At 75.5% G+C, this 25991-nt stretch carries 24 protein-coding genes; 11 read left to right on the top strand and 13 right to left on the bottom strand.

Features of this window, described 5'->3' with window-relative positions:
• A partial coding sequence (gene pgi / locus PKY62_RS05710) for a glucose-6-phosphate isomerase (RefSeq protein WP_324535742.1) occupies positions 1-1319 on the bottom strand: 1319 nt, incomplete at its 3' end.
• Positions 1320-1409: 90 nt separating this feature from the next.
• On the opposite strand from pgi, the gene PKY62_RS05705 reads away from it, so the two are divergent.
• A complete protein-coding gene (locus tag PKY62_RS05705) occupies positions 1410-2000 on the top strand; it encodes a DinB family protein (RefSeq protein WP_324535740.1) in 591 nt (196 codons plus the stop codon).
• Between the two features lie 31 nt (positions 2001-2031).
• Here the strand turns inward: PKY62_RS05705 and PKY62_RS05700 are convergent, their stop codons facing one another.
• Both PKY62_RS05700 and PKY62_RS05695 read right to left on the bottom strand, forming a co-directional pair.
• Positions 2032-3255 carry a pyridoxal phosphate-dependent aminotransferase gene (locus PKY62_RS05700; RefSeq protein ID WP_324535738.1) on the bottom strand — a complete coding sequence of 408 codons (1224 nt, stop codon included), beginning with the start codon at positions 3253-3255 and terminating at the stop codon, positions 2032-2034.
• 20 nt (positions 3256-3275) lie between these two features.
• A complete protein-coding gene (locus PKY62_RS05695) occupies positions 3276-4538 on the bottom strand; it encodes a multidrug effflux MFS transporter (RefSeq protein WP_324535736.1) in 1263 nt (420 codons plus the stop codon).
• A 101-nt stretch (positions 4539-4639) separates the two neighbouring features.
• Here PKY62_RS05695 and PKY62_RS05690 point away from each other — a divergent pair, with 101 nt between their 5' ends.
• On the top strand, positions 4640-5506 hold the full coding sequence (locus PKY62_RS05690) for an SOS response-associated peptidase (RefSeq protein ID WP_324535733.1): 867 nt from the start codon (positions 4640-4642) through the stop codon (positions 5504-5506).
• A 50-nt stretch (positions 5507-5556) separates the two neighbouring features.
• On the opposite strand, the gene PKY62_RS05685 is transcribed toward PKY62_RS05690, so the two are convergent.
• Both PKY62_RS05685 and PKY62_RS05680 read right to left on the bottom strand, forming a co-directional pair.
• Positions 5557-6561: an adenylate/guanylate cyclase domain-containing protein gene (locus PKY62_RS05685; protein WP_324535731.1), complete on the bottom strand. Its 1005-nt coding sequence runs from the start codon at positions 6559-6561 to the stop codon at positions 5557-5559.
• Positions 6562-6570: 9 nt separating this feature from the next.
• Positions 6571-7461, bottom strand: coding sequence for a biotin--[acetyl-CoA-carboxylase] ligase (locus PKY62_RS05680; protein WP_324535729.1), 891 nt, complete (start codon positions 7459-7461; stop codon positions 6571-6573).
• 146 nt (positions 7462-7607) lie between these two features.
• Between PKY62_RS05680 and PKY62_RS05675 the strand changes: the two genes are divergently transcribed.
• The 7 genes from PKY62_RS05675 (at position 7608) to efeU (ending at position 15326) form a co-directional block, all read left to right on the top strand.
• Entirely contained in the window at positions 7608-9206 is a 1599-nt protein-coding gene (locus PKY62_RS05675; protein WP_324535727.1) for an acyl-CoA carboxylase subunit beta, read from the top strand.
• Entirely contained in the window at positions 9203-9445 is a 243-nt protein-coding gene (locus PKY62_RS05670; RefSeq protein WP_324535725.1) for an acyl-CoA carboxylase epsilon subunit, read from the top strand. The genes PKY62_RS05675 and PKY62_RS05670 overlap by 4 nt, the downstream gene beginning before the upstream one ends.
• 61 nt (positions 9446-9506) lie before the next feature.
• Positions 9507-11222: a DUF885 domain-containing protein gene (locus PKY62_RS05665; RefSeq protein WP_324535722.1), complete on the top strand. Its 1716-nt coding sequence runs from the start codon at positions 9507-9509 to the stop codon at positions 11220-11222.
• A gap of 55 nt (positions 11223-11277) precedes the next feature.
• On the top strand, positions 11278-11973 hold the full coding sequence (locus tag PKY62_RS05660) for a Maf family protein (RefSeq protein WP_324535720.1): 696 nt from the start codon (positions 11278-11280) through the stop codon (positions 11971-11973).
• A 99-nt stretch (positions 11974-12072) separates the two neighbouring features.
• Positions 12073-13872 carry an acetyl/propionyl/methylcrotonyl-CoA carboxylase subunit alpha gene (locus tag PKY62_RS05655; RefSeq protein ID WP_324535718.1) on the top strand — a complete coding sequence of 600 codons (1800 nt, stop codon included), beginning with the start codon at positions 12073-12075 and terminating at the stop codon, positions 13870-13872.
• Between the two features lie 125 nt (positions 13873-13997).
• Positions 13998-14360, top strand: a complete 363-nt coding sequence (locus PKY62_RS05650; RefSeq protein ID WP_324535716.1) for an NUDIX domain-containing protein — start codon at positions 13998-14000, stop codon at positions 14358-14360.
• 102 nt (positions 14361-14462) lie between these two features.
• Entirely contained in the window at positions 14463-15326 is an 864-nt protein-coding gene (efeU, locus tag PKY62_RS05645) for an iron uptake transporter permease EfeU (RefSeq protein WP_324535714.1), read from the top strand.
• Between the two features lie 38 nt (positions 15327-15364).
• Here the strand turns inward: efeU and PKY62_RS05640 are convergent, their stop codons facing one another.
• Positions 15365-16846 (bottom strand): NAD(P)H-quinone dehydrogenase, encoded by a 1482-nt coding sequence (locus PKY62_RS05640; RefSeq protein ID WP_324535712.1) that lies wholly within the window; start codon positions 16844-16846, stop codon positions 15365-15367.
• A gap of 103 nt (positions 16847-16949) precedes the next feature.
• Here PKY62_RS05640 and PKY62_RS05635 point away from each other — a divergent pair, with 103 nt between their 5' ends.
• The gene (locus tag PKY62_RS05635) at positions 16950-17789 is read left to right on the top strand and encodes a purine-nucleoside phosphorylase (RefSeq protein WP_324535710.1); all 840 of its coding nucleotides are present in this window, start codon (positions 16950-16952) and stop codon (positions 17787-17789) included.
• The gene (locus PKY62_RS05630) at positions 17789-19549 is read left to right on the top strand and encodes a phospho-sugar mutase (RefSeq protein WP_324535707.1); all 1761 of its coding nucleotides are present in this window, start codon (positions 17789-17791) and stop codon (positions 19547-19549) included. The genes PKY62_RS05635 and PKY62_RS05630 overlap by 1 nt, the downstream gene beginning before the upstream one ends.
• Positions 19550-19564: 15 nt before the next feature.
• On the opposite strand, the gene PKY62_RS05625 is transcribed toward PKY62_RS05630, so the two are convergent.
• From PKY62_RS05625 to PKY62_RS05595, 7 genes are all read right to left on the bottom strand, one after another.
• Positions 19565-20923, bottom strand: a complete 1359-nt coding sequence (locus PKY62_RS05625) for an OFA family MFS transporter (RefSeq protein WP_324535705.1) — start codon at positions 20921-20923, stop codon at positions 19565-19567.
• 163 nt (positions 20924-21086) lie between these two features.
• Positions 21087-21857 (bottom strand): glycerophosphodiester phosphodiesterase family protein, encoded by a 771-nt coding sequence (locus tag PKY62_RS05620; protein ID WP_324535704.1) that lies wholly within the window; start codon positions 21855-21857, stop codon positions 21087-21089.
• 32 nt (positions 21858-21889) lie between these two features.
• Entirely contained in the window at positions 21890-22603 is a 714-nt protein-coding gene (deoC, locus tag PKY62_RS05615) for a deoxyribose-phosphate aldolase (RefSeq protein ID WP_324535702.1), read from the bottom strand.
• Positions 22600-23727, bottom strand: coding sequence for an adenosine deaminase (locus PKY62_RS05610; RefSeq protein WP_324535700.1), 1128 nt, complete (start codon positions 23725-23727; stop codon positions 22600-22602). The genes deoC and PKY62_RS05610 overlap by 4 nt, the downstream gene beginning before the upstream one ends.
• A gap of 73 nt (positions 23728-23800) precedes the next feature.
• A complete protein-coding gene (locus PKY62_RS05605) occupies positions 23801-24034 on the bottom strand; it encodes a hypothetical protein (protein ID WP_324535698.1) in 234 nt (77 codons plus the stop codon).
• A 162-nt stretch (positions 24035-24196) separates the two neighbouring features.
• Entirely contained in the window at positions 24197-25228 is a 1032-nt protein-coding gene (locus PKY62_RS05600) for a hypothetical protein (RefSeq protein ID WP_324535696.1), read from the bottom strand.
• Positions 25229-25231: 3 nt separating this feature from the next.
• Positions 25232-25991, bottom strand: a 760-nt coding sequence (locus PKY62_RS05595) for a thymidine phosphorylase (RefSeq protein WP_324535694.1), incomplete at its 5' end; no start/stop codon positions are given.

Genomic DNA, 25991 nt, shown 5'->3' with positions numbered 1-25991 from the left:
AGCTCGTGCACGTCCGGGGCGCCGGGAGCCGCCGTGTCCACCAGCGGGTGCGCAGGGGTCGCGACGGCGATGAAGTCCGCGGGGATGAGCCGCGTGCCCTGGTGGATGAGCTGGTAGAACGCATGCTGGCCGTTGGTGCCGGGCTCGCCCCAGAAGACCTCGCCGGTGTCGCTCGTCACCGGGGTGCCGTCGGCCCGCACGGACTTGCCGTTGGACTCCATGGTCAGCTGCTGCAGGTAGGCGGCGAAGCGGTGCAGGTACTGCGCGTACGGCAGCACGGCATGCGTGTGCGCCCCGAGGAAGTTGACGTACCAGATGTTGAGCATGCCCATGAGGACGGGCACGTTCTGGTCGAACGGCACGGTTGCCAGGTGCCGGTCCACGGCGTGGAACCCGGCCAGCATCTCGGCGAAGGCGTCCGGGCCGACGGCGATCGCCAGCGAGGTGCCGATCGCCGAGTCCATCGAGTAGCGGCCACCCACCCAGTCCCAGAAGCCGAACGCGTTGGCCGGGTCGATGCCGAAGGCCGCGACCTTGTCCAGCGCGGTGGAGACCGCGACGAAGTGCTGCGCGACGGCGGCCGTGCGGGCCTCGTCGGTGTCCTCGATGGCGCCGACGGCGAGCAGCTGGTCCCACAGCCACTGGCGCGCCAGGCGCGCGTTGGTCAGGGTCTCCAGGGTGCCGAAGGTCTTCGAGGCGACGATGAAGAGCGTCGTCGTCGGGTCGAGGCCCCGGACCGTCTCGGCGACGTCGGCCGGGTCGATGTTGGAGACGAACCGCACCTCGAGCCCGTCCTGGACGTAGGGCTTGAGCGCCTCGTACGCCATGACCGGGCCGAGGTCCGAGCCGCCGATGCCGATGTTGACGACGGTCGCGACCGGCCTGCCCGTCACGCCGGTCCACGCCCCGCTGCGTACCTGCTCGGCGAACGCGTAGACCTTCGCGAGGACGGCGTGGACATCGGCGTCGACGTCCTGCCCGTCGACCACCAGCGACGGGCGCATGCCGGCGGGCCGGCGCAACGCCGTGTGCAGCACGGCGCGGTCCTCGGTGACGTTGATCCGCTGCCCGGAGACCATCGCCTCGATGCGCTCGGCCAGCCCCACCTGCTCGGCGAGACGCACGAGCAGGGTGAGGGTCTCGTCGGTGACGAGGTTCTTGGACAGGTCGACGTGCAGGTCGCCGACCGTGCGCGTCATGGTCTCCGCGCGGTGCAGGTCGGCGGCGAACCAGCCGCGCAGGTCGGCAGCGAAGGTGGCCTGGTGCGCCGTGAGGGCGGCCCAGGCCTCGGTGGTCGTCGCGTCGATGGGTGTGGTCACGTCACTGCCTCCCGGAAGGTGTCAGGTCCCACGGTAGTGACCGTCGGCGCCCACGTGCACGGACGTCCGGCCCGGGGGCACACTGGCGCGATGGACGAGAAGACCACGCTGCACGGCTACCTGCGCACCCAGCGCACGGCACTCGCCTCGAAGCTCGAGGGGCTCGACGAGTACGACGCGCGCCGACCACTGACCCCCACGGGCACCAACCTGCTTGGCATCGTCAAGCACGTGGCGAGCATCCAGCTGGGCTACCTCGGCGACTGCTTCGGCCGCCCGTCCGGCATCCCGCTGCCCTGGTTCGACGACGACGCGCAGGACGACGACGACCTGTGGGTCCCAGCGTCCGAGTCCCGGGCCGACGTCCTCGACCTCCTGCGCCGCTCGTCCGAGCACGCCGACGCCACCGTCGAGGCGCTGCCGCTCGACGCCGTCGGCGAGGTGCCGTGGTGGTCGCAGGACCGCCGCCACCCGTCCCTGCACGCCGTCCTCGTGCACCTGCTCGTCGACGTCGCCCGGCACACCGGGCAGGCCGACGTGCTGCGCGAGGGGATCGACGGCGCGGTCGGGTACGCCCCGGGCAACGACAACATGAGCGCCAGGGACGCGGCCGGCTGGGCCGGGCACCACGCGCGGGTCGAGGCGGCCGCGCGTGCGGTCTCCGGGCGTCCGCCGGCCTGAGCCCGAGGTGGCGGCGATCCGCCGCGCGGGCTCAGCCCAGCGCGGCCGGCAGTCCCGCGAGTCGCTCGACGGCCTGCTCGAGCACCGCCTCGCGCTTGACGAACGTGAACCGCACGCGCGAGGCCAGCGCGCGGGCCGTCGGCGAGCCGGCACGGCAGAACGCGCTCACGGGGACCCCCACCACGCCGACCAGCTCCGGCAGCCTGCGGCACAGCGCGACGCCGTCGGCCACCCCCAGCGGGGCGGCGTCCGCCACGACGAAGTAGGTGCCCTGCGGCACCACCACCTCGAAGCCCGCCGCGCGCAGCCCAGCGCACAGCAGGTCCCGGCGCGCGGCGAGCGAGCCCGCCAGGCCCCGCACCCAGGCGTCCGTCGCGCCGTCCTCGTCGCGCAGCGCGGAGGCCACCGCGACCTGGAACGGCGCGCCCGAGACGTAGGTGAGGAACTGCTGGACCGTGCGCACCGCGGTGACGAGCGCAGCTGGCCCGGTGAGCCAGCCCACCTTCCACCCGGTGAAGGACAACGACTTGCCCGCCGAGGAGATCGTCAGGGTGCGCTCCGCCATCCCCGGCAGGGTGGCGATCGGCACGTGCCGGGCGCCGTCGAAGGTCAGGTGCTCGTAGACCTCGTCGGTGACGACGAGCAGGTCGTGCGCGCGGGCGACGGCGGCCACGGCCTCGAGCTCTGCGCGCGTCAGCACGGTCCCGGTGGGGTTGTGCGGGGAGTTGAGCAGGATGAGCCGCGTCCGGTCGGTCACGGCGGCGGCGAGCGCCGCGGGATCGAGGCGGAACCCGGTGCCCGCCGGCACCAGCCCGACCGTGACGTGCCGGGCGCCCGCCATGGCGATGACGGCGGCGTAGGAGTCGTACGACGGCTCGAGCGTGACGACCTCGTCCCCGGGGTCCACCAGCGCGAGCACCGTCGCGGCGATCGCCTCGGTGGCCCCCGTCGTGACGAGCACCTCGCTCAGCGGGTCGGGCCGCAGGCCGTAGTGGCGCTCCTGGTGCGCGGCGATCGCGCGGCGCAGCTCCGGCTCACCGCCGCCCGGCGGGTACTGGTTGCGGCCGGCGCGGATCGCGTCGATCGCGGCCTGCGCGACGTGCTCGGGGCCGTCGACGTCGGGGAACCCCTGGCCCAGGTTGACGGCCCCGGTCCGCGCCGCGAGAGCGGACATCTCGGCGAAGATCGTGGGGCGCACGGCACCGTCGGGCCCGATCAGGCCCGTGGCCCGGGCGACGTCGTTCCAGCGGTGCACGGGACCAGCGTAGGTGACCGTCAGTGCGTGCCGACGGGCGGACCGATCGGCTCCAGCCACCCGCCCCTGCGGTAGGCGGGGGTCGCCAGGGCGAGCACGAGGGTCGCCGCCACCATGCTGCCGAGCATGACCCCCGTCATCGCGAGCGCCCCGCCGCCGAGCACGCCGACGAGCGGGCTGACCGCACCGGCGAGCGCGGTCTGGATGAACCCGAGGGTCGCGGCTGCGGTCCCTGCCCGCTCGCCGTGCCGGCTGAGCGCGAGCGCCGAGGCGTTGCCGAGCACCAGCCCGAGCAGCGACAGGGAGAGCCAGAGCGCGGCGATGAAGCCCACCACCCCGCCCGCCCGCGTGGCCGCGACGACGACGAGCACGGCGGTGAGCACCGTCGTCGCCGGCGCGCCGAACCGGAGCAGCCGCATCGGGCCCACGCGGCGCACCAGCGCGGCGTTGAGCTGCGAACCGAGCACCAGCGCCGTCCCGCCGATCGCGAACGCCAACGAGAACTGCTGCGCCGTGAGCCCGTACTCGTCGCGCAGCACGAAGGGCGAGCCCGAGACGTACGCCATGATCACGGCCATCCCGAAGCCCGGCACGACGGCGAGCGCCACGAACCTGCGGTCGCGCAGGATCCCGACGTAGCCGTGCGCGAGCGCCCCCAGCCCGTGGGCGGCCCGCCGCTCGGCCGGCAGGGTCTCGGGCAGGGCGACGGCGACGACGGCGAGCAGCACGCCGGCGAGCAGGGCGAGGGCGACGAAGACCGCCCGCCAGCCCCAGGCGTCGGCGATCACGCCGCCGATGGTCGGTGCGAACAGGGGCGCGACCGCGATGACGAGCACGAGCCGCGACATGAGGCGCGCGGCCTCCGAGCCCGTGTACCGGTCCCGGATGATCGCCATCGCCACCACGGTGGCACCGGCGCTCGCCAGCCCCTGGAGCACCCGCAGCGCCTGGAGCTGCTCGATCGTCACGGCGAGCGCGCACAGGAGCGACATGAGCGCGTGCAGGCCGACGCCGATCATCACGGGCCTGCGGCGGCCCACGCGGTCGGAGAACGGTCCGACGATGAGCTGGCCGATCGCGCCGCCGATGAGCATCCCGGTGATGGTGAACTGCACCGCCGCGTCGGTGGTGCCCATCTCACCGGCGACCTCGGGCAGCGAGGGCAGGTACATGTCGGTGGCGAGCGCCGGCAGCAGGGTCAGCGAGCCGACGAGGATCACGAAGCCGACGGAGCGCTCGCTCCCCCGAGCCTGCCGGGCGCTGCCGGCGGTGAGGGTGGGCATCGGGTCAGTATGACATCGGAACGATTCGATCGGCAGGGGGTTCCCACGGACTGGTCGTGGCCGGGCACCCCCGCGTCGGTGGCGCAGGGCATGCTGGGGCCATGTGCGGACGGTTCGCCGCGTTCCGCGAGGCCCAGGACCTCGCCGACGCGTTCGGGGTGGAGATCGACGACGTCGCGCCCGATGCGCTCGCGCTCCCACCGTCCTGGAACATCGCCCCGACCGACCCCGTGCGGATCGTCGTCGAGCGCGCCGAGCGCACCGGGCGCGCTGGGCGGGACGGCGAGCGGGACGCCGGGCGGGACGGCGGGCGGGACGGCGGGCGGGACGGCGGGCGGGACGGCAGCCGCGCCGGGGGCTCCGAGAAGCCTGCGGACCGCGCCCCGCGCCGCTCGCTGCGCCTGGCCCGGTGGGGGCTGGTGCCCGGCTGGGCGAGCGACCCGTCCGTCGGTGCCCGGATGATCAACGCGCGCTACGAGACCCTCGACACCAAGCCGGCCTTCCGCAAGGCCCTGGCCGCCCGGCGCTGCCTCGTGCCGGCCGAGGGCTACTTCGAGTGGACCGAGCCCGCCCCCGGCGCACCCCGCGGCACGCCCCGCACCCCGCACTGGATCCACCGCGCGGACGGCGGCCCGCTGGCCTTCGCCGGGCTCTACGAGTTCTGGCGGGACCGCGGCCGCGCCGACGACGACCCGCTGCGCTGGCTCGTCAGCACCACGATCGTCACGGGCGCGGCCTGGACGGCCGACCCGGCCGTCGCCGCGCTGCACGACCGCCGGCCCGTGGTGCTCGACCCCGCGCGCTGGGACGCCTGGCTCGATCCTGCGCTCGACGGCGCCGCGGCGCTGCCGCTGCTGCGCGACGCGCCGCCGACGCTCGTGGCCACGAGCGTCTCGACGGCCGTGAACCGGGTCGGCACGCAGGGTCCGGGGCTGGTCGAGCCGGTCACGGCGCAGCCGGCGGGGTGAGCCCTGCTGCGGTGCCCCGCGGCGTGGGCCGGCACCGCCGGCCCGGCACCTCACGCCCGGGACAGCCGCACGGGGCTGACCGGCCCCAACCCGGCGACCTCGCGCTCCGGCTGCGGCGCGAGCGCGAACCCGGCGCGCCCCGCGAGGTGCGCCCCGGTCGAGGCGTCGAGCATGACGGTCCCCGGCTCGGCCTGCGCCGTCATGCGGGCCGCGACGTTGACGGACGGGCCGAAGACGTCGCCGAACCGCGAGATCACCCGCCCCCAGGTCAGCCCCACCCGCACCGGCGTCGACGAGCCGGCGCCCAGGGCGTCGGCGAGCCCGAGCGCCACCCGGGCACCGGTCTCGATGTCGTCTGCGACGAACAGCACCGCGTCGCCGATCGTCTTGACCACCCGGCCGCCCAGGGCGGTCACCGTGTCGCGCGCCGCAGCCTCGAACCCGCCGACCAGCTCGGCGAGCGCGCCGGGCCCGAGCCCCGCCGAGCGGGTCGTGAAGGACACCATGTCCGCGAACCCCACCGCACGGGCGAGCGGCAGGTCGTCCGTCTGCTCCGGGACGTGCGCCTGGGCGTAGGTCTGCGCGAACCGGCCGGCGATCGCCGCGACCTGACGCCGCCATGCGTGCACCAGCTGGAGCTCGAGCAGCGGTACGACGTCGGCCAGGCGGTCGAGCACGAGGATGCGCGCCGTGGTGTCGTCGAGCGCGTAGCGGAAGGCCATGTGCTCGACGAGCGACTCGACCTGCCAGGTGACGAGCCGTTCGGTGGTGTGGCCGATCGCCCGGACGAGGGTCACCCCGGTGCGGCCCGAGAGGTCGAACTCCCGGCCGGCACGCAGCACCGTCTCGACCACGAGCGCGTCGGTGGGCGTGAAGGCCGCGACGTCCGGGTCGGGGACGGGCAGACCGAGCGCGCGCCAGAAGGCCGCCACCTGGGCCGGTTCGACGCCGGCCTGCTCGGCCACCTGCGGGAGCGTGAGGCTGGGCGGTCCGCCGAGCAGCAGCTCCTCGAGGCGCGCCAGCGTGGAGTCCGGCGGCCGCTCGGGAGTCTCCATCCCGTCAGGCTAGCCGCGGCTGCGCAGGCGGACGTCGCCGGCGTGGACCGCGCGGACGCGCCCGTCCGCCGTGACGAGCAGGGCGCCGTCGTCGGCGAGGCCGGTCGCCAGGCCCGCCAGCACGGTGCCACCGGGCAGGTCCACCTCGACGGCACGCCCGATCGTCGTGCACGCCGCGGCGACCTGGGCACCCAGACCTGCCGCGCCCGCGTCGCCGTCGTGCGCGCGCCAGCGGTCGTCGAGCTCCGCCCAGCGCGCCAGCACCGCGGCGAGCAGCTCCGTGCGGTCCGCGACGGCGCCGGCGAGGGCGAGGGAGGAGGCGCTCGGGACGGGCAGCTCGTCGGCGCGCTGCGCGACGTTGATCCCGATGCCCAGCACGACGGCCGTGCCGTCCGAGGTCGCGGCCAGGTCGCCGAGCACCCCGGCCACCTTGCGGAACGCGCCCCAGCCCGGCATCTCCTCCGTGGCCTCGACGAGCACGTCGTTGGGCCACTTGAGCACGGCGTGCACGCCCGTCACCGCCGCGAGCGCCTGGACGACGGCGAGCCCGCCGAGCAGCGGCACCCAGCCCAGGCGCGCCGGCGGCACCGCGGGCCGCAGCAGCACGGAGAAGGTCAGCGCGACCCCGGCGGGGGTCTCCCACGTGCGGCCCGCCCGGCCGCGCCCTGCCACCTGGTGGTCGGCGACGAGCACCGACCGGTCGGGCCATGGCACGCCCGTCACGGCGCTCGCCGCGGCGAGCAGGTCGCTCGACGTCGACGCCGTGCTCGCCACCACCTCGACCCTGCCGAGGCCGCGCGGCGAGACCGCAGCGACGGACGCCCGCACGGCGCGCGGCAGGGCCGCGGGGTCGAGCGGGGCACGGGGGACGAGGGCTTCGGGCGTGCCGTCTGGGTCCACGGGACCACGCTAGACGCCCCGACGGCGGACCGCCCCGCGCGGGCCCCGGCCGTCCCCTCCGGTTGTCCGGACCCTCACACGGACGCCGCGCGACACGGTCGAGAACCGCACCCGGGATGTGGGGTCTCGACAACTACCCTCGGTCTGTGAGCGACGCACCCGTGACCGGCACGACCACCACCGCCGCCCGCCTCGCCGACCTCGTGCGCCGCACGGCCGAGCAGGCCCAGGCGCAGGAGCTGGCCGCGACGAAGCAGCACGACCGCGGCAAGAAGTCCGCCCGGGAGCGCATCGACGCCCTGCTCGACGAGGGCTCGTTCACCGAGCTCGACGCCTTCGTGCTGCACCGCTCCACCAACTTCGGCCTCGACGCGCGCCGGGTGCCCGGCGACGGCGTCATCACCGGGCACGGGACGGTCGACGGCCGACCGGTCGCGGTCTACTCGCAGGACTTCACGGTCTTCGGCGGCAGCCTCGGCGAGGTGCACGGCCAGAAGATCACCAAGGTGATGGACCTCGCGCTGCGCACGGGCATGCCGCTCGTCGGCATCCTCGACGGTGGCGGCGCCCGGATCCAGGAGGGCGTCGCTGCGCTGACCCAGTTCGCCGAGATCTTCCGGCGCAACGTCGCGGCGTCGGGCGTCATCCCGCAGATCTCGCTCATCCTCGGCCCGAGCGCCGGCGGCGCGGTCTACTCCCCCGCGCTGACGGACTTCATCGTCATGGCGGACGGCACCTCGAACATGTTCATCACCGGTCCCGACGTCATCCGCGCGGTGACGGGCGAGGACGTCGGCTTCGAGGAGCTGGGCGGCGGGGCCACCCACAACACGCGGTCCGGCGTCGCGCACTACCTCGGCGCCGACGAGGACGACGCGATCGACTACGTCCGGTCGTTGCTCGGCTACCTGCCGTCCAACAACCTCACCGAGCCGCCGACGTGGACGGAGGAGGACCCGGACGCGACCGAGGTCACCGAGGTCGACCTCGAGCTCGACGCGCTCGTCCCGGACTCCGACTCCCAGCCGTACGACATGCGCACCGTGGTCGAGCACGTGCTCGACCACGGCGAGCTGCTCGAGGTCCAGCCGCTCTACGCGCAGAACGTGCTCATCGGCTTCGGGCACGTCGAGGGACGCCCGGTGGGCGTGGTCGCCAACCAGCCCCTGCAGATGGCCGGCACGCTGGACATCAACGCCGCGGAGAAGGCCGCGCGGTTCGTGCGGACGTGCGACGCGTTCGGCCTGCCGGTGCTGACCTTCGTCGACGTGCCGGGGTTCCTGCCCGGCACCGACCAGGAGTGGAACGGGATCATCCGCCGCGGCGCCAAGCTCATCTACGCCTACGCCGAGGCCACCGTCCCGCTCGTCACCGTCATCACGCGCAAGGCGTACGGCGGCGCGTACATCGTCATGGGCTCCAAGCAGCTGGGCGCCGACGTCAACCTCGCCTGGCCCACGGCGCAGATCGCCGTCATGGGCGCCGGGGGCGCGGTGAACATCCTGCAGCGCGCGGCGCTGAAGAACGTGGCCGACGTGGGCGGCGACGTCGACGCCGAGCGCGCTCGGCTGGTCGCCGACTACGAGGACGCGCTGGTCAACCCGTACGACGCCGCAGAGCGCGGCTTCGTCGACGCGGTCATCGCGCCGTCGGCCACCCGCTCGCAGGTGGTCAGGGCCCTGCGGACCCTGCGCACCAAGCGGGCCGCGATGCCGGCCAAGAAGCACGGGAACATCCCGCTGTGACCCCCGACGTCCGCGTGGTCCGCGGCGAGCCGGACGACGTCGAGCTCGCGGCCCTCGTCGCGGGGCTCGCGGCGGGCCAGGCGGCCGGAGCCGCCGTCACGGCCCAGGCCGCGGCCGGCCACGACGGCCCCGAGGCCGTCCGCGCCGCAGCCCGACGCCGCTGGATGGACGCCGTCCAGCGCCTCTCCGACCCGATGCGGCCCGGCCACGACGCCTGGCGCTGGAGCGCGCGACCGTAGCCGGCACGGGCGCCGGGAATCGCTTCGATCCCGGGGCTGCTGCGGGCATAGGGTCGCCCCCATGACCAGCGCAGACCTCCCGACCCGGACCCCCACGGCGATCGACGCGATCGCCGACGCCTACGTCACCACCTCGGCCCGCCTCAACCCCCTGGCGGCCACCGCGATGGGCATCGCGGGCTACGACCACCTCATGACCGACCTCTCGCCCGCCGGCTGGCAGGCGCAGGCCGACGCCGCGCGCGCCGTGCTCGCGCAGCTCGAGCAGGCCGAGCCCGTGGACGACGTCGACCGCGTGACGCTCGCCGCGATGCGCGAGCGGATCGGCCTGGAGCTCGAGCTGCACGATGCCGACGAGTGGCTGGGCCTGCTCAACAACCTCGCCTCCCCGGTCCAGGAGCTGCGCGACATCTTCGACGTCATGCCCACCGACACCCCCGAGCAGTGGGCCAACATCGCCGCGCGCCTCGAGGCGCTGCCGGGCGCGGCCGACGGCGTCGTGGCGTCCCTGCGGCTCGCCGCCTCGCGCGCACGGGTCGCCGCCGTCCGCCAGGTGCGCGAGTGCGCGGCCCAGGCCGACGACCTCGCCGGGGCGACGTCGTTCTTCGTCACGTTCGTGCAGGGCGCCACGCTCGACGCCGCCCTGGCCCAGCAGCCCGACGCGGAAGCCCAGGCCCTGCGTGGGCGCCTCGCCGCCGGCGCGGACGCGGCGCGCTCGGCCTACGCCACCCTCGCCGCGTACCTGCGCGACGAGCTCGAGCAGCTGGCCCCGCTCGAGGACGCCTTCGGCCGCGAGCGCTACGCGCTGTGGTCCCGGTACTTCCTCGGCGCGACGGTCGACCTCGAGGAGACCTACGCGTGGGGCGTCGCGGAGCTCGACCGCGTCGTCGCCGAGCAGGAGGCCGTCGCGGCCCAGATCGCCGGCCCCGGCGCCACCCTGGAGCAGGCGATCGCCGTGCTCGACGCCGAGCCCGGTCGCGTGCTCGATGGCACCGCGGCCCTGCAGGCGTGGATGCAGACCACCGCCGACGCGGCGATCGCCGCGCTCGACGGCGTGCACTTCGACATCCCGGCGCCCGTGCTGCGCCTGGAGTGCCGGATCGCCCCGACCCAGAGCGGCGGCATCTACTACACGGGCCCGTCCGACGACTTCTCCCGGCCCGGCCGCATGTGGTGGTCGGTGCCGCCGTCGGTGACCACCTTCACCACGTGGCGCGAGAAGACGACCGTCTACCACGAGGGCGTCCCCGGCCACCACCTCCAGGTGGCCCAGACGGTGTTCCAGCGCGCCACGCTCAACTCCTGGCGCCGGCTGGCCTGCTGGGTCAGCGGTCACGGCGAGGGCTGGGCGCTGTACGCCGAGCGCCTCATGGCCGACCTGGGCTTCCTCGACGACCGGGGCGACCGCCTCGGCATGCTCGACGGTCAGCGCATGCGCGCAGCGCGCGTGGTGCTGGACATCGGCGTGCACCTCGGCCTGCCCTGCCCCGAGCGCTGGGGCGGTGGCACGTGGGACGCCGACAAGGCGTGGGAGTTCCTCTCCGCGAACGTCGCGATGCCCGAGGACTTCCTGCGGTTCGAGCTCAACCGGTACCTCGGCTGGGGCGGCCAGGCACCGGCGTACAAGATCGGCCAGCGGCTGTGGGAGACGGCCCGCGACGAGGCCGCCGCCGCGGCGCAGGCCGACGGGCGCACGTTCGACCTCAAGGCCTTCCATGCCCGCGCCCTCGGCCTCGGCTCGGTGGGCCTCGACGTGCTGCGCGAGGCACTGGCCTGAGGCCAGGGCGCGACGGCGCGGCGCGGCGAGGTCCCGCGGCGGCTACCCTGCCGCGGTGACCTCGCTGCTGCTCGCCTCCGCATCGCCCGCCCGGCTGTCCACGCTGCGCTCGGCGGGGATCGACCCGCGCGTGCTCGTGTCCGGGGTCGACGAGGACGCCGCGCTGGCGGCTGCGACCGCGCGGTTCGGGGTCCTCGAGCCGGCCGACGCCGTCCTGGTGCTGGCCCAGGCCAAGGCGCAGGCCGTCGCGGACCTGCTCGCAGACGACGACGCGCGCGCGGCCCACCCGGTCGACCTCGACGACCTGCCAGACGACGTCCTGGTGCTCGGCTGCGACTCGCTGCTCGAGCTCGACGGCGAGGCGTTCGGCAAGCCGGCCGACGCCGTCGACGCGACCGCGCGCTGGCGCCGGATGCGGGGGCGCTCCGGCGTGCTGCACACCGGGCACTGGCTGGTCGACGCGCGGCCCGTCGCCGACGGCCGTGGCACCGGGACGCTCGGTGCCACGGCGTCCACGACGGTGCACTTCGCCGACCTGTCGGACGCGGAGATCGACGCCTACGTCGCGAGCGGCGAGCCGCTCGCCGTGGCCGGGGCGTTCACCGTCGACGGGCTCGGCGGGCCGTTCGTCACCGCGATCGAGGGCGACTACCACGCCGTCGTCGGCGTCAGCCTGCCCCTGCTGCGCGAGCTGCTCGCCGAGCTGGGCGTGCGTGTCACGGACCTCTGGCGGCCCTCCGCTGGCGGATGACGACAAACGGCCCCGCACGCGCCTTGACGATCCGCACAGTCTTGGCGCGCCGTCGGCGCCATGGGTGAAGGCGACCCGCGCCTGACGTTACGGTGAGCCGTGCCCGCCATCCGCAAGGTGCTCATCGCCAACCGAGGTGAGATCGCCGTCCGCATCGCCCGGGCCTGCGCCGATGCGCGCGTGGCCAGCGTCGCCGTCTACGCCGACCCCGACCGCGAGGCGCTGCACGTGCGCCTGGCCGACGAGGCCTTCGCCCTCGGGGGGGCGCGCGCGGCCGAGACGTACCTCGACATCCCCAAGCTCCTCGAGGTCGCCCGCCGCTCTGGCGCCGACGCCGTGCACCCGGGGTACGGCTTCCTCGCCGAGAACGCCGGCTTCGCCCAGGCCGTCATCGACGCCGGGCTCGTGTGGATCGGCCCGCCGCCCGCCGCCATCGAGGCCCTCGGAGACAAGGTGAGCGCGCGGCACATCGCCCACCGCGCCGGTGCGCCGCTCGTGGCCGGGACACCGGACCCGGTGACCAGCGCCGAGGAGGTCGCGGCCTTCGCCGCCGTGCACGGCCTGCCCATCGCCATCAAGGCGGCGTTCGGTGGCGGTGGCCGCGGGCTGAAGATCGCCCGCGAGGCCGACGAGATCGCCGAGATGTACGACTCCGCCGTGCGCGAGGCGACCGCGGCCTTCGGCCGGGGCGAGTGCTTCGTCGAGCGGTACCTGGACTCCCCGCGGCACGTCGAGACGCAGTGCCTCGCCGACGCGTACGGCGGCGTCGTCGTCGTCTCCACGCGCGACTGCTCGCTGCAGCGGCGTCATCAGAAGCTCGTCGAGGAGGCGCCGGCACCGTTCCTCACGGCCGACCAGGAGCGGCAGCTCCGCGAGGGCTCGATCGCCATCCTGCGCGAGGCCGGCTACGTCGGGGCCGGGACGTGCGAGTTCCTCGTCGCGCAGGACGGCACGGTCTCCTTCCTCGAGGTCAACACGCGCCTGCAGGTCGAGCACCCGGTGACCGAGGAGGTCACGGGCATCGACCTCGTCCGCGAGCAGCTGCGGATCGCCGCGGGCGAGCCGCTGGGCTACACGGAGGTCGCCACGCGCGGTCACTCCATCGAGTTCCGCATCAACGGCGAGGACCCGGCCGCCGGGTTCCTGCCGTCCCCGGGCCGGATCACCCGGCTGCGCCTGCCCGGCGGGCCCGGCGTGCGCGTCGACAGCGGCGTCATCGAGGGCGACACCGTCTCCGGCGCGTTCGACTCGATGATCCTCAAGCTCATCGTCACCGGCCGGGACCGCACCCAGGCCGTCGAGCGGGCACGGCGCGCGCTGCGCGAGCTCGAGGTGGAGGGCATCCCCACCGTCGTGCCGTTCCATGCCGCCGTGCTCGAGGAGCCGGCGTTCGTCCCGGCCGACCCCGCCGCACCCTTCACCATCCACACCCGTTGGATCGAGACGGCCTTCGCCGACCGCCTGCCCGGCCTGCGTCCCGGCGGTGCCTCGGCCTCGGCCGGCGCACCGGCGCCCGCGGACGAGCCCGAGGAGGAGCTCACCGAGCGCGTCGTCGTCGAGGTCGGCGGCAAGCGCATCGAGGTCGTGCTCCCGGCGGGTCTCGGCCTCGCCGGCCGCACCCGCGCGGGCTTCGGCAGCCGCCCGCAGCGCGCACGGCGTGCGCCGGTGCGCACCGCGACCAACGGCACCACGCTCGCCTCGCCGATGCAGGGCACCATCGTCAAGGTTGCCGTTGCCGACGGCGCGACCGTCGCCGAGGGCGACCTCGTCGTGGTGCTCGAGGCGATGAAGATGGAGCAGCCGCTCGTGGCGCACCGGGCCGGCACCGTGCAGGGCCTGACGGCCGCGGTGGGTGCGAGCGTCAGCTCCGGCACCGCGATCTGCGAGATCGTCGACTGACACCCGGGCCGGTCCCCGACGGCGTCCACCGGCAGCCGGGCGATGCCTGGGTCGAGTGCGCGTGCGGCCGGCGGCACTGGGGCCTCTTCGGCGCCGCCGGCCTGCTCCTGGCCCGGCGCACCCCCGTGGGGTACGACGTCGTGCTGCAGCACCGTGCCGAGTGGAGCGACCAGGGTGGCACCTGGGGCATCCCCGGCGGTGCGCTCGCGCCCGGCGAGGACCCGGTCACCGGGGCCGTCCGCGAGGCCGGCGAGGAGGCCGGGATCGACCCCGCCGGCATCGAGGTGCACGCCACCCAGGTGCTCGACCACGGGCCGTGGCGGTACACGACCGTCGTGGCCAGGGCCGTCGGCCCGCAGGACCCGCGTCCCACGGACGCCGAGAGCCTCGCGGTCGCCTGGGTACCGACCTCACAGGTCGCGGACCTGCCGCTGCTGGTGGCCTTCGGCGCGGCCTGGCCGGGCCTGCGCGCGCTCGTCGAGGGCTGAGCACCGTCCGCAGGCCGGACACGGCGGGGCGCACCGCCCGACGGATGGGTTAGGCTCACCTCATTAGGTAAGGCAACCCTCATCTCTACGGAGCCCCGAGCCATGCTGGCGAACTTCCTCATCGGACTGCGCGAAGGCCTCGAGGCCGCCCTCGTGGTCGGCATCCTGCTCGCGTACCTCACCAAGACCGGGCGACGCGACCTCATCCGCCAGGTCTGGCTCGGCGTCGCGCTCGCCGTGGGCGTGTCCCTCGCCTTCGGCGCGCTGCTGACGTTCGGCCCCTCCGAGCTGAGCGAGCGCGCCGAGGAGGCGATCGCCGGGACGCTGTCGATCCTCGCGGTCGCCCTGCTCACCTGGATGATCTTCTGGATGGCGCGGACGGCGCGGCACCTGAGGTCGGACCTGCACGGCCGGCTCGACGCCGCCCTGACCGGCGGCCGGTGGGCGGTGCTCGTCGCCACGCTCCTGGCCGTCGGCCGCGAGGGCCTGGAGACGGCGCTCTTCCTCTGGGCGGCCGCCGGCGCCACCGGGTCCGGTACGCGTCCGCTCCTGGGTGCCGTGCTGGGCCTGGCCACGGCCGTCGCCCTCGGCTGGGGGATCTACCGCGGGGCCGTGGCGCTCAACCTGCGGTCCTTCTTCGCGTGGACCGGCCTGGCGCTCGTCGTCATCGCGGGCGGGGTGCTCTCCTACGGCATCCACGAGCTGCAGGAGGCAGGCATCCTGCCCGGCGGGGAGTCCCTGGCCTTCGACATCAGCGCCGTGCTGCCCCCGGAGAGCTGGTACGGCACCCTGCTCAAGGGCCTGGTCAACCTCGACCCGACGACCACCTGGCTGCAGGCCGTCGCGTGGACCGCCTACGTGGTGCCGACGAGCTGGTTCTACATCCGCACGGTGTGGGGTGGCCCTGCGGCGCCGCGCGCCGAGGTCAACCCGCCCGCCGACCGCGAGCCCGCCACCATCGCCTGACCCCTCGCACCGCGGACCACGCGCACCAGCCGGAACCGTCAGCCGAGCTGCCCCCGCAGCACGCGAGCGGCCTCCGCGACGCTGCCGGACAGCGACGGGTACACCGTGGGCGTGCCCGCGAGGTCGTCGACGGTGAGCCGCTGGGAGACCGCGACCGTGAGGGGGTAGACGAGCTCGCCCGCGCGCGGCGCGACGACCACGCCGCCCAGCACGATCCCGCTGCCCTGGGCCGCGAAGATCTTGACGAACCCCTCGTGGATGCCGAGCATCTTCGCGCGCGGGTTGCGCGCGAGCGGAAGGCTCACCTGGGCGAACCGCACGCCGGCCGCGGTCAGCGAGCGCTCCGACGCCCCGACCGTCGCGATCTCCGGCGCGGTGAAGATCGTCGCGGCCACGGTGCCCAGGTCGAGCGGCGCGACGGCCCCGCCGAGCGCGTGCGCCATGGCGATCCGGCCCTGCATCGCCGCGACGGACGCCAGGGGCAGCACCCCCGTGCAGTCCCCGGCGGCGTACACGCCGCGGGCGCTGGTCCGCGAGACCCGGTCCACCTCGACGTGCCCGTGCGGGCCCAGCCGCACCCCCGCCTCGACGAGCCCCATCTCCGCGGTGCTCGGCACCGAGCCCACAGCCATGAGGCAGTGCGTGCCCTCGACCACGCGACCGTCAGCCAGCGTGACGCGCACACCGTCGCCCGTGCGCTCCGCCGCGACCGCGCGCGACCGGCCCAGCACGGTCATCCCCCGCCCGGCGAACACCTCCTCGATGACCGCGGCGGCGTCGGCGTCCTCGCCCGGCAGCACGTGGTCGCGCGAGGACACGAGCACGACGTCCGACCCCAGCGCGTTGTACGCCCCGGCGAACTCCGCGCCCGTCACGCCGGAGCCGACGACGACGAGGCGCTCGGGCAGCACCGTCAGCCCGTACAGCTGGGTCCAGGTCAGGATGCGCTCGCCGTCGGGCATCGCCTCGGGCAGCGTGCGGGGCGTCGCGCCGGTCGACACGAGCACGACGTCGGCCTCGAGCACCTCGACCGGGCCGCCGGGCGCGCCGTCGGACGCCTGCGGGGTCACGAGCACGCGGGACGGCCCGTCGAGCCGCCCGGTCCCGGCGACCAGGCGCACACCCTCGGCCGCCAGCCGCGCGTGGACGTCGTCGGACTGGGCGCGGGCGAGCTCGACCACGCGGGCGTTGACGCGGGCGAGGTCGACGACGTGCCCGTGGTCCGGCCCCTCGCGGCGGATGCCCAGCTCCCCGGCCCGCTCCGCGACGGTCATCCACTCCGCGGTGGCGATGAGCGTCTTCGACGGCACGACGTCGGTGAGCACCGCCGCCCCGCCCAGCCCGGTGCGCTCCACGAGCGTCACGTCGGCCCCCGAGCGCCGCGCGACCAGGGCCGCCTCGTAACCGCCCGGCCCACCGCCGACGACGACGACGCGCTGGGCGGCGCCACCCGAGGGGGCAGGGGCGGGGGTGGGGGTGGGCACGGGGGGTACCGCAGCTCCGGCGGGCAGCGAGGTCATCCCCGGCATTGTGCCGTCATCGGGCCGACGGCGCCGCTGCGGGGCCGCCCGCCCACCGCCCGGCGGGACCCCGCGGACCCGCCACCGGCGATAGCCTGCTGGGATGAGCCACGACGCCGACGCCGCAGCCCTGGACGACCCGACCACCGACCCGCGCGAGGTGGCCGCCCGGGCGGCGGCGGTGATCGCCGAGCGCACCGGCGTGGCCCGCCACGACATCGCCCTGGTGCTGGGCTCGGGCTGGGGCGAGGCCGCTGACCAGCTCGGCGAGACCGTCGCCGCGATCCCGAGCCACGAGATCCCCGGTTTCGCCGCACCCGCCGTCGCCGGTCACGTGGCGACCACCCGCTCCGTCCGCCTCGCGGGCACCGACCGGTACGCCCTCGTGCTCGGCTCGCGCACGCACCTGTACGAGGGCAAGGGGGTCCGGCGCGTCGTGCACGGCGTGCGGACGGCCGCCGCGGCCGGGGCGCGTGCCGTCGTGCTCACCAACGGCTGCGGTGGGCTGAACACCGCCTGGACGCCCGGCACGCCCGTCCTCGTCCGCGACCACCTCAACCTCACGGCCACGTCGCCGCTCGAGGGCGCGACGTTCGTGGACCTCACCGACCTGTACGCGCAGCGGCTGCGGGACGTCGCGCACGAGGTCGACGCCGCGCTGCCCGAGGGCGTGTACGCGCAGTTCCGCGGTCCGCACTACGAGACCCCGGCCGAGGTGACGATGGCCGGCCGGATGGGTGCCGACCTCGTCGGGATGTCGACGACGCTCGAGGCGATCGCCGCCCGGCACGCGGGCCTGGAGGTGCTGGCGATCTCGCTCGTGACCAACCTCGCGGCCGGGATCAGCCCCGTGCCGCTGTCGCACGCCGAGGTCATCGAGGCCGGCCAGGCCGCGGCCCCGCGGATCAGCCGGCTGCTCGCCGAGATCGCGCGGCGGATCTGATGGCTGCCGACCCGTCCACCACGGACGTCACCACGCGCGAGCTGCTCGCGGCCGTCCGCACCTGGATCACCGACGACCCCGACCGCCGCACCGCCACCGAGCTGAGCGTGCTGCTCGCGACGGCCCAGGGCGGCGGGGCCGATGCGCCGGCCGCCCTCGAGGACCTCGCCGACCGCTTCAGCGGGATCCTCGAGTTCGGCACCGCCGGGCTGCGCGGCGCGCTCGGCGGCGGTCCTCACCGGATGAACCGCGCCGTCGTCATCCGGGCCGCGGCGGGCCTGGTGCACTACCTGCGCGACGCCATGGCGCAGGGCGGCCCCACGGCCGAGGGGCCGCGCGTCGTCATCGGCTACGACGCCAGGACCAACTCCGACGTCTTCGCGCGGGACACCGCCGCCGTGGTGCTCGCCGCCGGCGGACACGCGCTGCTGCTGCCGAGCGCGCTGCCCACGCCCGTGCTCGCCTTCGCCGTGCGCCACCTCGGCGCCGATGCCGGCGTCATGGTCACCGCGAGCCACAACCCGCCCCAGGACAACGGCTACAAGGTCTACCTCGGCGGCCGCGTCGTGCAGGGCTCCGGGCAGGGCGCGCAGATCGTCCCGCCGTACGACGGGCTCATCGCCGCGCGGATCGCCGAGGTCGCCTCGGTCGCGTCCGTCCCGCGGGCCGAGTCGGGCTGGACCGTCCTCGGCGAGGAGATCCTCGACGCCTACCTCGCCGCCGTCGCCACGCTGCGCGACGACGCCCCGCGGGACCTGCGCGTGGTGCTCACGTCGCTGCACGGCGTCGGCGGCCGCACGGCGGAGCTGGTGCTCCGCGGTGCGGGCTTCGTCGACGTGCACCCCGTGCCCGAGCAGGCCCTGCCGGACCCGAAGTTCCCCACCGTCGCGTTCCCCAACCCCGAGGAGCCTGGCGCGATCGACCTGGCGCTGGCCCTGGCGCGGGAGGTCGGGGCGGACCTCGTCCTGGCGAACGACCCGGACGCTGACCGCTGCGCCGCCGCCGTGCTCGACCCGCGCCTGGGCGGCTGGCGGATGCTGCACGGCGACGAGGTGGGCGCGCTGCTCGGGTACGACGTCGCGTCCCGCGCGGGTGGCGTGGGCACCATGGCCAGCTCGATCGTGTCCTCGCGCCTGCTGGCCCGGATCGCCGCGGCACACGGCCTGGAGCACCGCTCGACGCTCACCGGGTTCAAGTGGATCGCGCGCACCGACGGCCTCGTGTTCGGCTACGAGGAGGCGCTGGGCTACTGCGTCGACCCCCAGCACGTGCGCGACAAGGACGGGATGAGCGCGGCCCTGCTGCTGGCCCAGCTGGCCAACCGCGTCAAGGCCGAGGGTCGCACGCTGCTCGACGTGCTCGACGACCTCGCGCGACGGCACGGCCTGCACCTGACGGACCAGCTCTCTGCCCGGTTCGCCGACCTCGAGCAGATCCCGGCGACCATGGCACGGGTGCGCGCCACACCGCCGGCCACGCTCGCGGGGGCCCGCGTCGTCGAGGTCGTCGACCTCTCGGCGGTCGACCCGGACGACCCGGACGCGCTGCCGCCCACCGACGGGCTGCGGCTGCTCGCCGTCGACGGGACGCGTGTCATCGTGCGGCCCAGCGGCACCGAGCCGAAGGTCAAGTGCTACCTCGAGGTGATCCTGCCCGTCGAGGAGCACGCAGCACCGGGGACGCTCACCGCTGCCCGCCAGGCCGCGCGGCACCGGCTGGATGCGGTCCGGGCCGACGTCGCGGCGGCGCTGGGCATCTGAGCCCGGCCCTGGCCGTCAGCGGCCGGCGCCAACGACCACACGCTCCGGAGCCGGCTCCTGCTCCGGCGCCGACCCCCGCGCCGGCTCCGGCGCGACAGGGTCACGACGCGGCGCGCGCCGCGAGCGCAGCGCGGGTGCGAGCGCCACCGCACCGAGGCTGACCACCAGCGCCACGACGAACGGCACGCCGTAGTCCCCGCCGACCGACTGGGTCGCCGCGAACCGGGGCCCGACGAACGCCGCCACCGCGTAGGCGACGAACATGATCGCGTAGTTGGTGCCCTGGAACCGCGGGCCGAACGTCGTCATCGTCAGGGCAGGGAAGACCCCGAACACCCCGCCGAGCGTCGAGCCGAGCCCGAGGACGCCGATGGCGAACCCGACCGGCGAGTGGACCGTGAGCAGCACGACGAGCGAGACGGCGCTCACCGCCCCCAGCATGGTCACGGTGACCGGCCCGCCGCGGCGGTCGGCGACCACGCCCCATGCGGGCCCGCCCACGGCCTTGGCCAGAGCGAAGGCCGCGACGAACAGCGCGGCCGTGCCTGCCGAGAGCCCGAACCGGCTGCTCTGACCGATCCCGGACAGCTGCGACAGCGCCATCACCGGGGCGAACAGGCTCATCGCGAAGAGCGCGAAGATCACGAAGAACCGGGTCGACCGCACCATCCGGTACCACGGCACCCCGTCCGCCACCGCGCCGTGTCCCACCGCGGCGTCGCCCGTCGCGCCGTCGCCCGTGGCGGCGTCCGCCCCCGCCCGCGCGGCCCGCGCCGTGGGAGCCGACCGGATGAACGATGCCGCCACGAGTGCCACGACGCCGTACACGAGCCCCATCCGCACGAAGGCTGCGGACACCCCTGCCGAGCCGATCACCGCACTGGCGACCGGGGCCCCGATCACCGAGCTCGCACCCACGCCTGCGGTGATGACCCCCGCAGCGAAGCCCCGTCGGTCGGGGAAGTACCGGATGGTGTTGCTGACCGCGGTCGAGTAGCAGAAGCCGACCCCGAACGCCGTCACGACGCCGTACCACAGGCTCAGCCCGACGGGCGTGGTCGCGGTCCCGGTCATGGCGAAGCCGAGCCCGAACAGGACGGCACCGGTCATCATCAGCTGACGCGCCCAGCCGCGGTCGAGCGCGATGCCGCCGAGCAGCATCGGGACCGGGGCCACCGCGCCGTTGAGCGCGAACGCCAGCATGACCTGCGCGCCCGACCAGCCGTGCGCCTCTCCCAGGGGGCCGGCGAACACCGAGAACGCGTAGATGACGCCGGTGCACATGACGACGACGACCGAGGCCGCGAGCACCACCCAGCGGTAGGCGGGGCGGGCCACGTCGACGGAGGCCTCACGGGGATCGGGCAGCTGCACGGCAGGGACTCCAGCTCGTCGGGGCGGCGCGCTCGGCGCGGAGGGGTGCGGGACGCTCACACCGCACCTGGGGACCCTAGGTCGACCGCGCTGCATGGTGCCATGCGGGGTTCGCATAGGACGCGCCCGCGGCACGGCGGGTCGGCGGGCGGGCGACGGGCCGTCAGCCGACCCACTGGCCGCGCGTGCGCAGCACATCGCGCAGCAGGTCGGCGCGGTCGGTCACGAGCCCGTCGACGCCCAGGTCGAGCAGCCGTGCCATCTCGGCCGGCTCGTTGACCGTCCACACGTGGACCTGGACGCCGGACGCGTGCGCCGCGGCGACCGTCGCGGCGGTGACGACCGGGATCCGGCCCTGACGCTCGGGCACCTGCAGGCAGTCGACCTCACGCAGCGCACGGGACCGGGCGCGCGCCGAGTGCACGGCCGTCGCACCGAGGAACCCGGCCACCGTGCGGGTGCCCGCGGACGTCGCCACGGGTCGCGACAGGGCGCGGACCACGGCCCGCCGCCGCGCGTCGGAGAAGGACGTCACGCAGACGCGGTCGTGCGCGGCCGCCCGCTCGATGACCTCGACGGTCGGGCCGACGGCCGCCGCGGACTTGACGTCGATGTTGACCCGCAGGGCCGGCCAGCTGCCGAGCAGGTCGGCAAGCGTCGGCACCGGCTCGGAGCCGCCGATCCGCGCCGCCCCGACCGTGGACCACGGCAGGTCGGCGACCAGGCCGGCCGCGTCGGTCACGCGATCGAGGGACGCGTCGTGGAACGCCACCGCCACCCCGTCCCGCGTGGCGTGCACGTCGGTCTCGACGTACCGGTACCCGAGGTCGACGGCGGCGGAGAACGCGACCATGGAGTTCTCCAGGCCGTCGAGCGAGAAGCCGCGGTGCGCGAGCGCGAGCGGGCCGGGATGGTCGAGGTAGGCCCTCACCACGACCCCGCCCGCAGCGCCCGCAGCACCCGCGCTCAGTACCCGGACGGGGCCGTGCCGTCCGTCGGCGCGGGCTCGTCGAGGCCGTCGAGCACGGCGGCCGTCCCCGACAGGCCCAGCCGGGTGGCGCCGGCGACGACGAGCTCGCGCGCCGCCGCGCCCGTACGGATGCCCCCCGAAGCCTTGACGCCGAGCCGCCCCCCGACGGTCGCCGCCATGAGCGCGACGGCGTGCACGCTGGCCCCGCCCGCGGGATGGAAGCCGGTGGACGTCTTGACGAAGTCGGCGCCGGCCGCCTCGGCGGCCCGGCAGCAGCCGACGATCTCGTCGTCGCTCAGCGCGGCGGACTCGATGATGACCTTGAGCACGGTCGGTGCCGGCACGGCCGCGCGGACGGCGGCGATGTCCGCCTGGACCGCGTCGAACCGGCCCTCCTTGGCCGCACCGAGGTCGATGACCATGTCGACCTCGTGCGCACCGTCGGCCACGGAGCGGGCCGCCTCGGTCGCCTTGACGGCGCTGTGGTGCTTGCCCGAGGGGAAGCCGCACACGGTCGCGACGAGCACGTCCCCGGCGTCGACCGGAAGCATCGAGGGCGAGACGCAGATCGAGTAGACACCCAGGCGCTGCGCCTCGGCGACGAGCGCGTCGACGTCGGCACGGGTGGCCTCGGGCTTGAGGAGCGTGTGGTCGACCATCCGCGCGACGGCGTGTCGGTCGGCCGGGATGGTGGGCTGGGTGGGGCTCATGCGCGGTGCCGTCCGTTCTGCTGCCCGGCGTACCCGGGCAGGATGTGCTCGTCGACGAGCTCTTGCCGCTCGTCGTGGTGGATGAAGCCGTTCCATGCTGCCGTCACGGCCACGTCCCGCAGGTCGTCGAGGGTCCAGCCGGCCTCGTCGACCAGGAGGGTCAGCTCCCGGCTCATCGAGGTGCGCGACATGAGGCGGTTGTCGGTGCTGATCGTCACCGCGAAGCCCAGCCGCAGCAGCGCGGTGACCGGGTGAGCACCGACGGACGGCGCGAGGTGGGTGTGCACGTTGGACGTGGGGCAGATCTCCAGCGGCACCTGCTGGTCGCGGACCCAGTGGGCGAGATCGCCCAGCACGGCGCCGTCCAGCCCCCACGGGTCGCCGTCCGATGGCGTGCCGAGCACGATGTCGTCCACGATCCGGGTGCCGTGCCCGAGCCGCACCGCGCCGAGCGCCAGCGCCTCGGCGATCGACCCGACGCCGTCGCCCTCGCCCGCGTGCACGGTGAACGGGAACGCCGCGCGCCGCAAGGTCCGCAGCGCGGCCTTGTGCCGCGACGGCGGGAAACCCGCCTCCGGGCCGGCGATGTCGAAGCCGACCACCCCGCGGCGCCGGTTGGCCAGGGCCAGCTCGGCGACCTCGCGCCCGCGGTCGGAGGTGCGCATGGCGGTGAGGACCTGGTGGACCTGGATGGTGTGCCCGGCGGCCGCGGCCAGCTCCGTGCCCTGCGCCAGCCCCTCGCCGACGGCGTCGACGACGTCCTGCAGGTCGAGCCCGCCGGTCTGGTGCAGCTCGGGGGCGTAGCGCTGCTCGGCGTAGACCACGCCGTCTGCCGCGAGGTCGAGCACGGCCTCCGCGGCGATCCGCCGCAGATGGTCGGCGCTCTGCATCACCGCGACGGTGTGGTCGAACGTCTCGAGGTACTGCTCGAGCGATCCGCTGCTCGCCGCCGTGACGTACCAGGTCGCCAGCGCCTCGGGGTCCGCGGTGGGCAGCGGGTGCCCGATCACGGCTGCGAGCTCGACGAGGGTCGCCGCACGCACCCCGCCGTCGAGATGGTCGTGGAGCACGACCTTCGGCAGCCGCGCGATCTCCTCGTGGCTCACCGATGCCTCGTCGCTCATGCCAGCACCGTATCGGTCGGCCGGGGTCTCGGCCGGACGGCGTGTCGGTCCGCCGGGGCCTCGGGCACCCGGCTCAGCCCTCGGGGTAGTCCTCCAGGTCGATCGCGCCGTCCATGGCCTGCTCGACGACGTCCGGCTCGTCCGCCTCGTCGCGCAGGTCCGGGCGCGGCGGGGAGGGACGGTGGTCCTCCTGCCCCTCGGGCGCCGCGTCACCGGGGGCCGCCGGCCGCGCGGCGTCCGGCGGGTCGACCTCCGCCGGCGGGACGAGGCCCGCGTCGGCCCAGGAGCTGTCACCCGTCGTGCTCATCGCCTGCACCTCTCGCCTCGGCGCCCTCCCGGGTGCTCCCGGCGGGCGGTCCGTCCGTGCAGCTCCATCGTCGCCCCGCACCGGGCGCACCGCCAGGGGCCGCGCATCACGGGGGTGGTGACGGCGGCACGGCTGCCGACGAGGTGGCAGCGGGCGCCCTCGTCAGCCGACGGGCAGCACCGCCCACATCAGGTGGTTCCAGCCGCCCAGGGCCGCGGCGGGCGCCGCCCTGCCTGCCACCAGGTCGGCGGTCCGCAGCGACGCCAGGCGGCCGGCCGATGGCTCCCAGACGACCAGCGCCCCAGCGGTCGCGCCGACGGCCAGCACGACGTGGCGGGGCAGCGCCGTTGCCCAGCCGCGCGCGGTGTCACCGCCCGCGTAGAGCGGCACGGGCACCCCGCGCCCGACGGCGTCGCGGACCGCGTCGAGCACCGCGGCCAGGTCGGCACGGTCGGTGTCGTCGAGCATCCGGTGGACGTACCGGACCCCGGGGTAGCGCGCCTCGCGGGCCGCTCCCCATGGCGGCGTGCCCAGCCGGGCGGGCCACGGCAGGCCCAGCACCGACCGGTCGTTGGTGCGGTGCTTGACGACCCGCTGCAGCGCGGCGAAGCGCAGCTCCGCGGGGGCGTGCGCGAGGGACCCCAGCCGCTCCTCGCCCGCGCCGGCGAGCTCCGGGGGCCGTCCCACGGGAGGCAACCAGCCCGTGCCCAGCCACAGCGCCAGCAGCGGGTCGCCCGCGGCGGCCAGCATGGTCAGGCTGGCCGAGCCGCACGTCGTGGGGTCGGTCTGCCGCCCGGCGTGGGCCATGACGCGCACGGGGTCGGCCACGGCGGCTCGCTCGGCCGGCGCGAGCACGGCCCAGCGCCGCGCGAGGTGCTCGACGGCCGGCACGCTGCCCGTCGCGGCGAGGGCCCGCGCCAGCACGGGGGCTGCGTCGGGCCGCTCGGCGAGCAGCGCGTCGTAGCGGGCGCGGTCCGGCACCGGCAGCATCGCGCGCAGGCGCCCTGCGGTGGCCGCCGCGACATCGACCGCCGCGGCGCCCTCCCCCGCGGGAGCGTCCGACGGCGCCGTGGGACCCGACGACAACCCGGCCGGCGGCGCAGGCGGGCGACCGCCGCCCGCCTGCGGCGCCCCGACCCCGCGCCAGACGACACCCTGCAGGCGCCGGACCAGGGTGGTCAGCTGCCAGCCCACGGGTCAGTCCGCGACGATGCGGTCCAGGACGATCGGCGTCCCCGGCGGACGCGAGCCCTCGGGGGCGATCGTCACGGCGTCCGTCAGCGCCTCACGAGCCCGCTCGAACCGCTCCGGGGTGTCCGTGTGCAGCGTCATGAGCAGCTCGCCTGCCCGGACCAGCGCCCCGGGCTTGGCGTGCAGCTGCACGCCGGCGCCGGCCTGCACGACGTCCTCCTTGCGCGCCCGGCCGGCACCGAGCCGCCACGCCGCCACGCCGACCGCCAGGGCGTCCAGCCCGACCAGCACGCCGTCGGCCGGGGCGAGCACCTGCTCGGTGTGCCGTGCCCAGGGCAGCGGAGCGTCCGGGTCGCCGCCCTGAGCGGCGATCATCCGGCGCCACGCGTCCATCGCGCGACCGTCCGCGAGCGCGTCGGCGGGGTCGACGGTCGCCGTGCCGGGCACGCGCGCCGCCGCGAGCATCTCCCGGGCCAGCGCGAGGGTGAGCTCGACGACGTCGGCCGGCCCACCACCCGCGAGCACCTCCACGGACTCGCGCACCTCGAGCGCGTTGCCGGCGGTGAGCCCCAGCGGCGTGGACATGTCGGTCAGCAGCGCGACCGTGCGCACCCCGGCGTCCGTGCCGAGCGCGACCATCGTGCGCGCCAGCTCGGTGGCCCGCTCGAGGTCCTTCATGAAGGCCCCGCTGCCCACCTTGACGTCGAGCACCAGCGCGCCGGTGCCCTCGGCGATCTTCTTGCTCATGATCGAGCTCGCGATGAGC

Source organism: Actinotalea sp. (assembly GCF_035443605.1).
In the GTDB taxonomy this organism is placed as follows: Bacteria; Actinomycetota; Actinomycetes; order Actinomycetales; family Cellulomonadaceae; genus Actinotalea.
This window is presented reverse-complemented; position numbering and strand designations above follow the sequence as displayed.

Bases quoted from the DNA above. Each gene is read 5' to 3' on its own strand.
- PKY62_RS05705 (WP_324535740.1), top strand. From the start codon at position 1,410: ATGGACGAGAAGACCACGCTGCACGGCTACCTGCGCACCCAGCGCACG.
- PKY62_RS05695 (WP_324535736.1), bottom strand. From the start codon at position 4,538: ATGCCCACCCTCACCGCCGGCAGCGCCCGGCAGGCTCGGGGGAGCGAG.
- PKY62_RS05690 (WP_324535733.1), top strand. From the start codon at position 4,640: ATGTGCGGACGGTTCGCCGCGTTCCGCGAGGCCCAGGACCTCGCCGAC.
- PKY62_RS05685 (WP_324535731.1), bottom strand. From the start codon at position 6,561: ATGGAGACTCCCGAGCGGCCGCCGGACTCCACGCTGGCGCGCCTCGAG.
- PKY62_RS05665 (WP_324535722.1), top strand. From the start codon at position 9,507: ATGACCAGCGCAGACCTCCCGACCCGGACCCCCACGGCGATCGACGCG.
- efeU (WP_324535714.1), top strand. From the start codon at position 14,463: ATGCTGGCGAACTTCCTCATCGGACTGCGCGAAGGCCTCGAGGCCGCC.
- PKY62_RS05640 (WP_324535712.1), bottom strand. From the start codon at position 16,846: ATGACCTCGCTGCCCGCCGGAGCTGCGGTACCCCCCGTGCCCACCCCC.
- PKY62_RS05635 (WP_324535710.1), top strand. From the start codon at position 16,950: ATGAGCCACGACGCCGACGCCGCAGCCCTGGACGACCCGACCACCGAC.
- PKY62_RS05630 (WP_324535707.1), top strand. From the start codon at position 17,789: ATGGCTGCCGACCCGTCCACCACGGACGTCACCACGCGCGAGCTGCTC.
- deoC (WP_324535702.1), bottom strand. From the start codon at position 22,603: ATGAGCCCCACCCAGCCCACCATCCCGGCCGACCGACACGCCGTCGCG.
- PKY62_RS05610 (WP_324535700.1), bottom strand. From the start codon at position 23,727: ATGAGCGACGAGGCATCGGTGAGCCACGAGGAGATCGCGCGGCTGCCG.
- PKY62_RS05605 (WP_324535698.1), bottom strand. From the start codon at position 24,034: ATGAGCACGACGGGTGACAGCTCCTGGGCCGACGCGGGCCTCGTCCCG.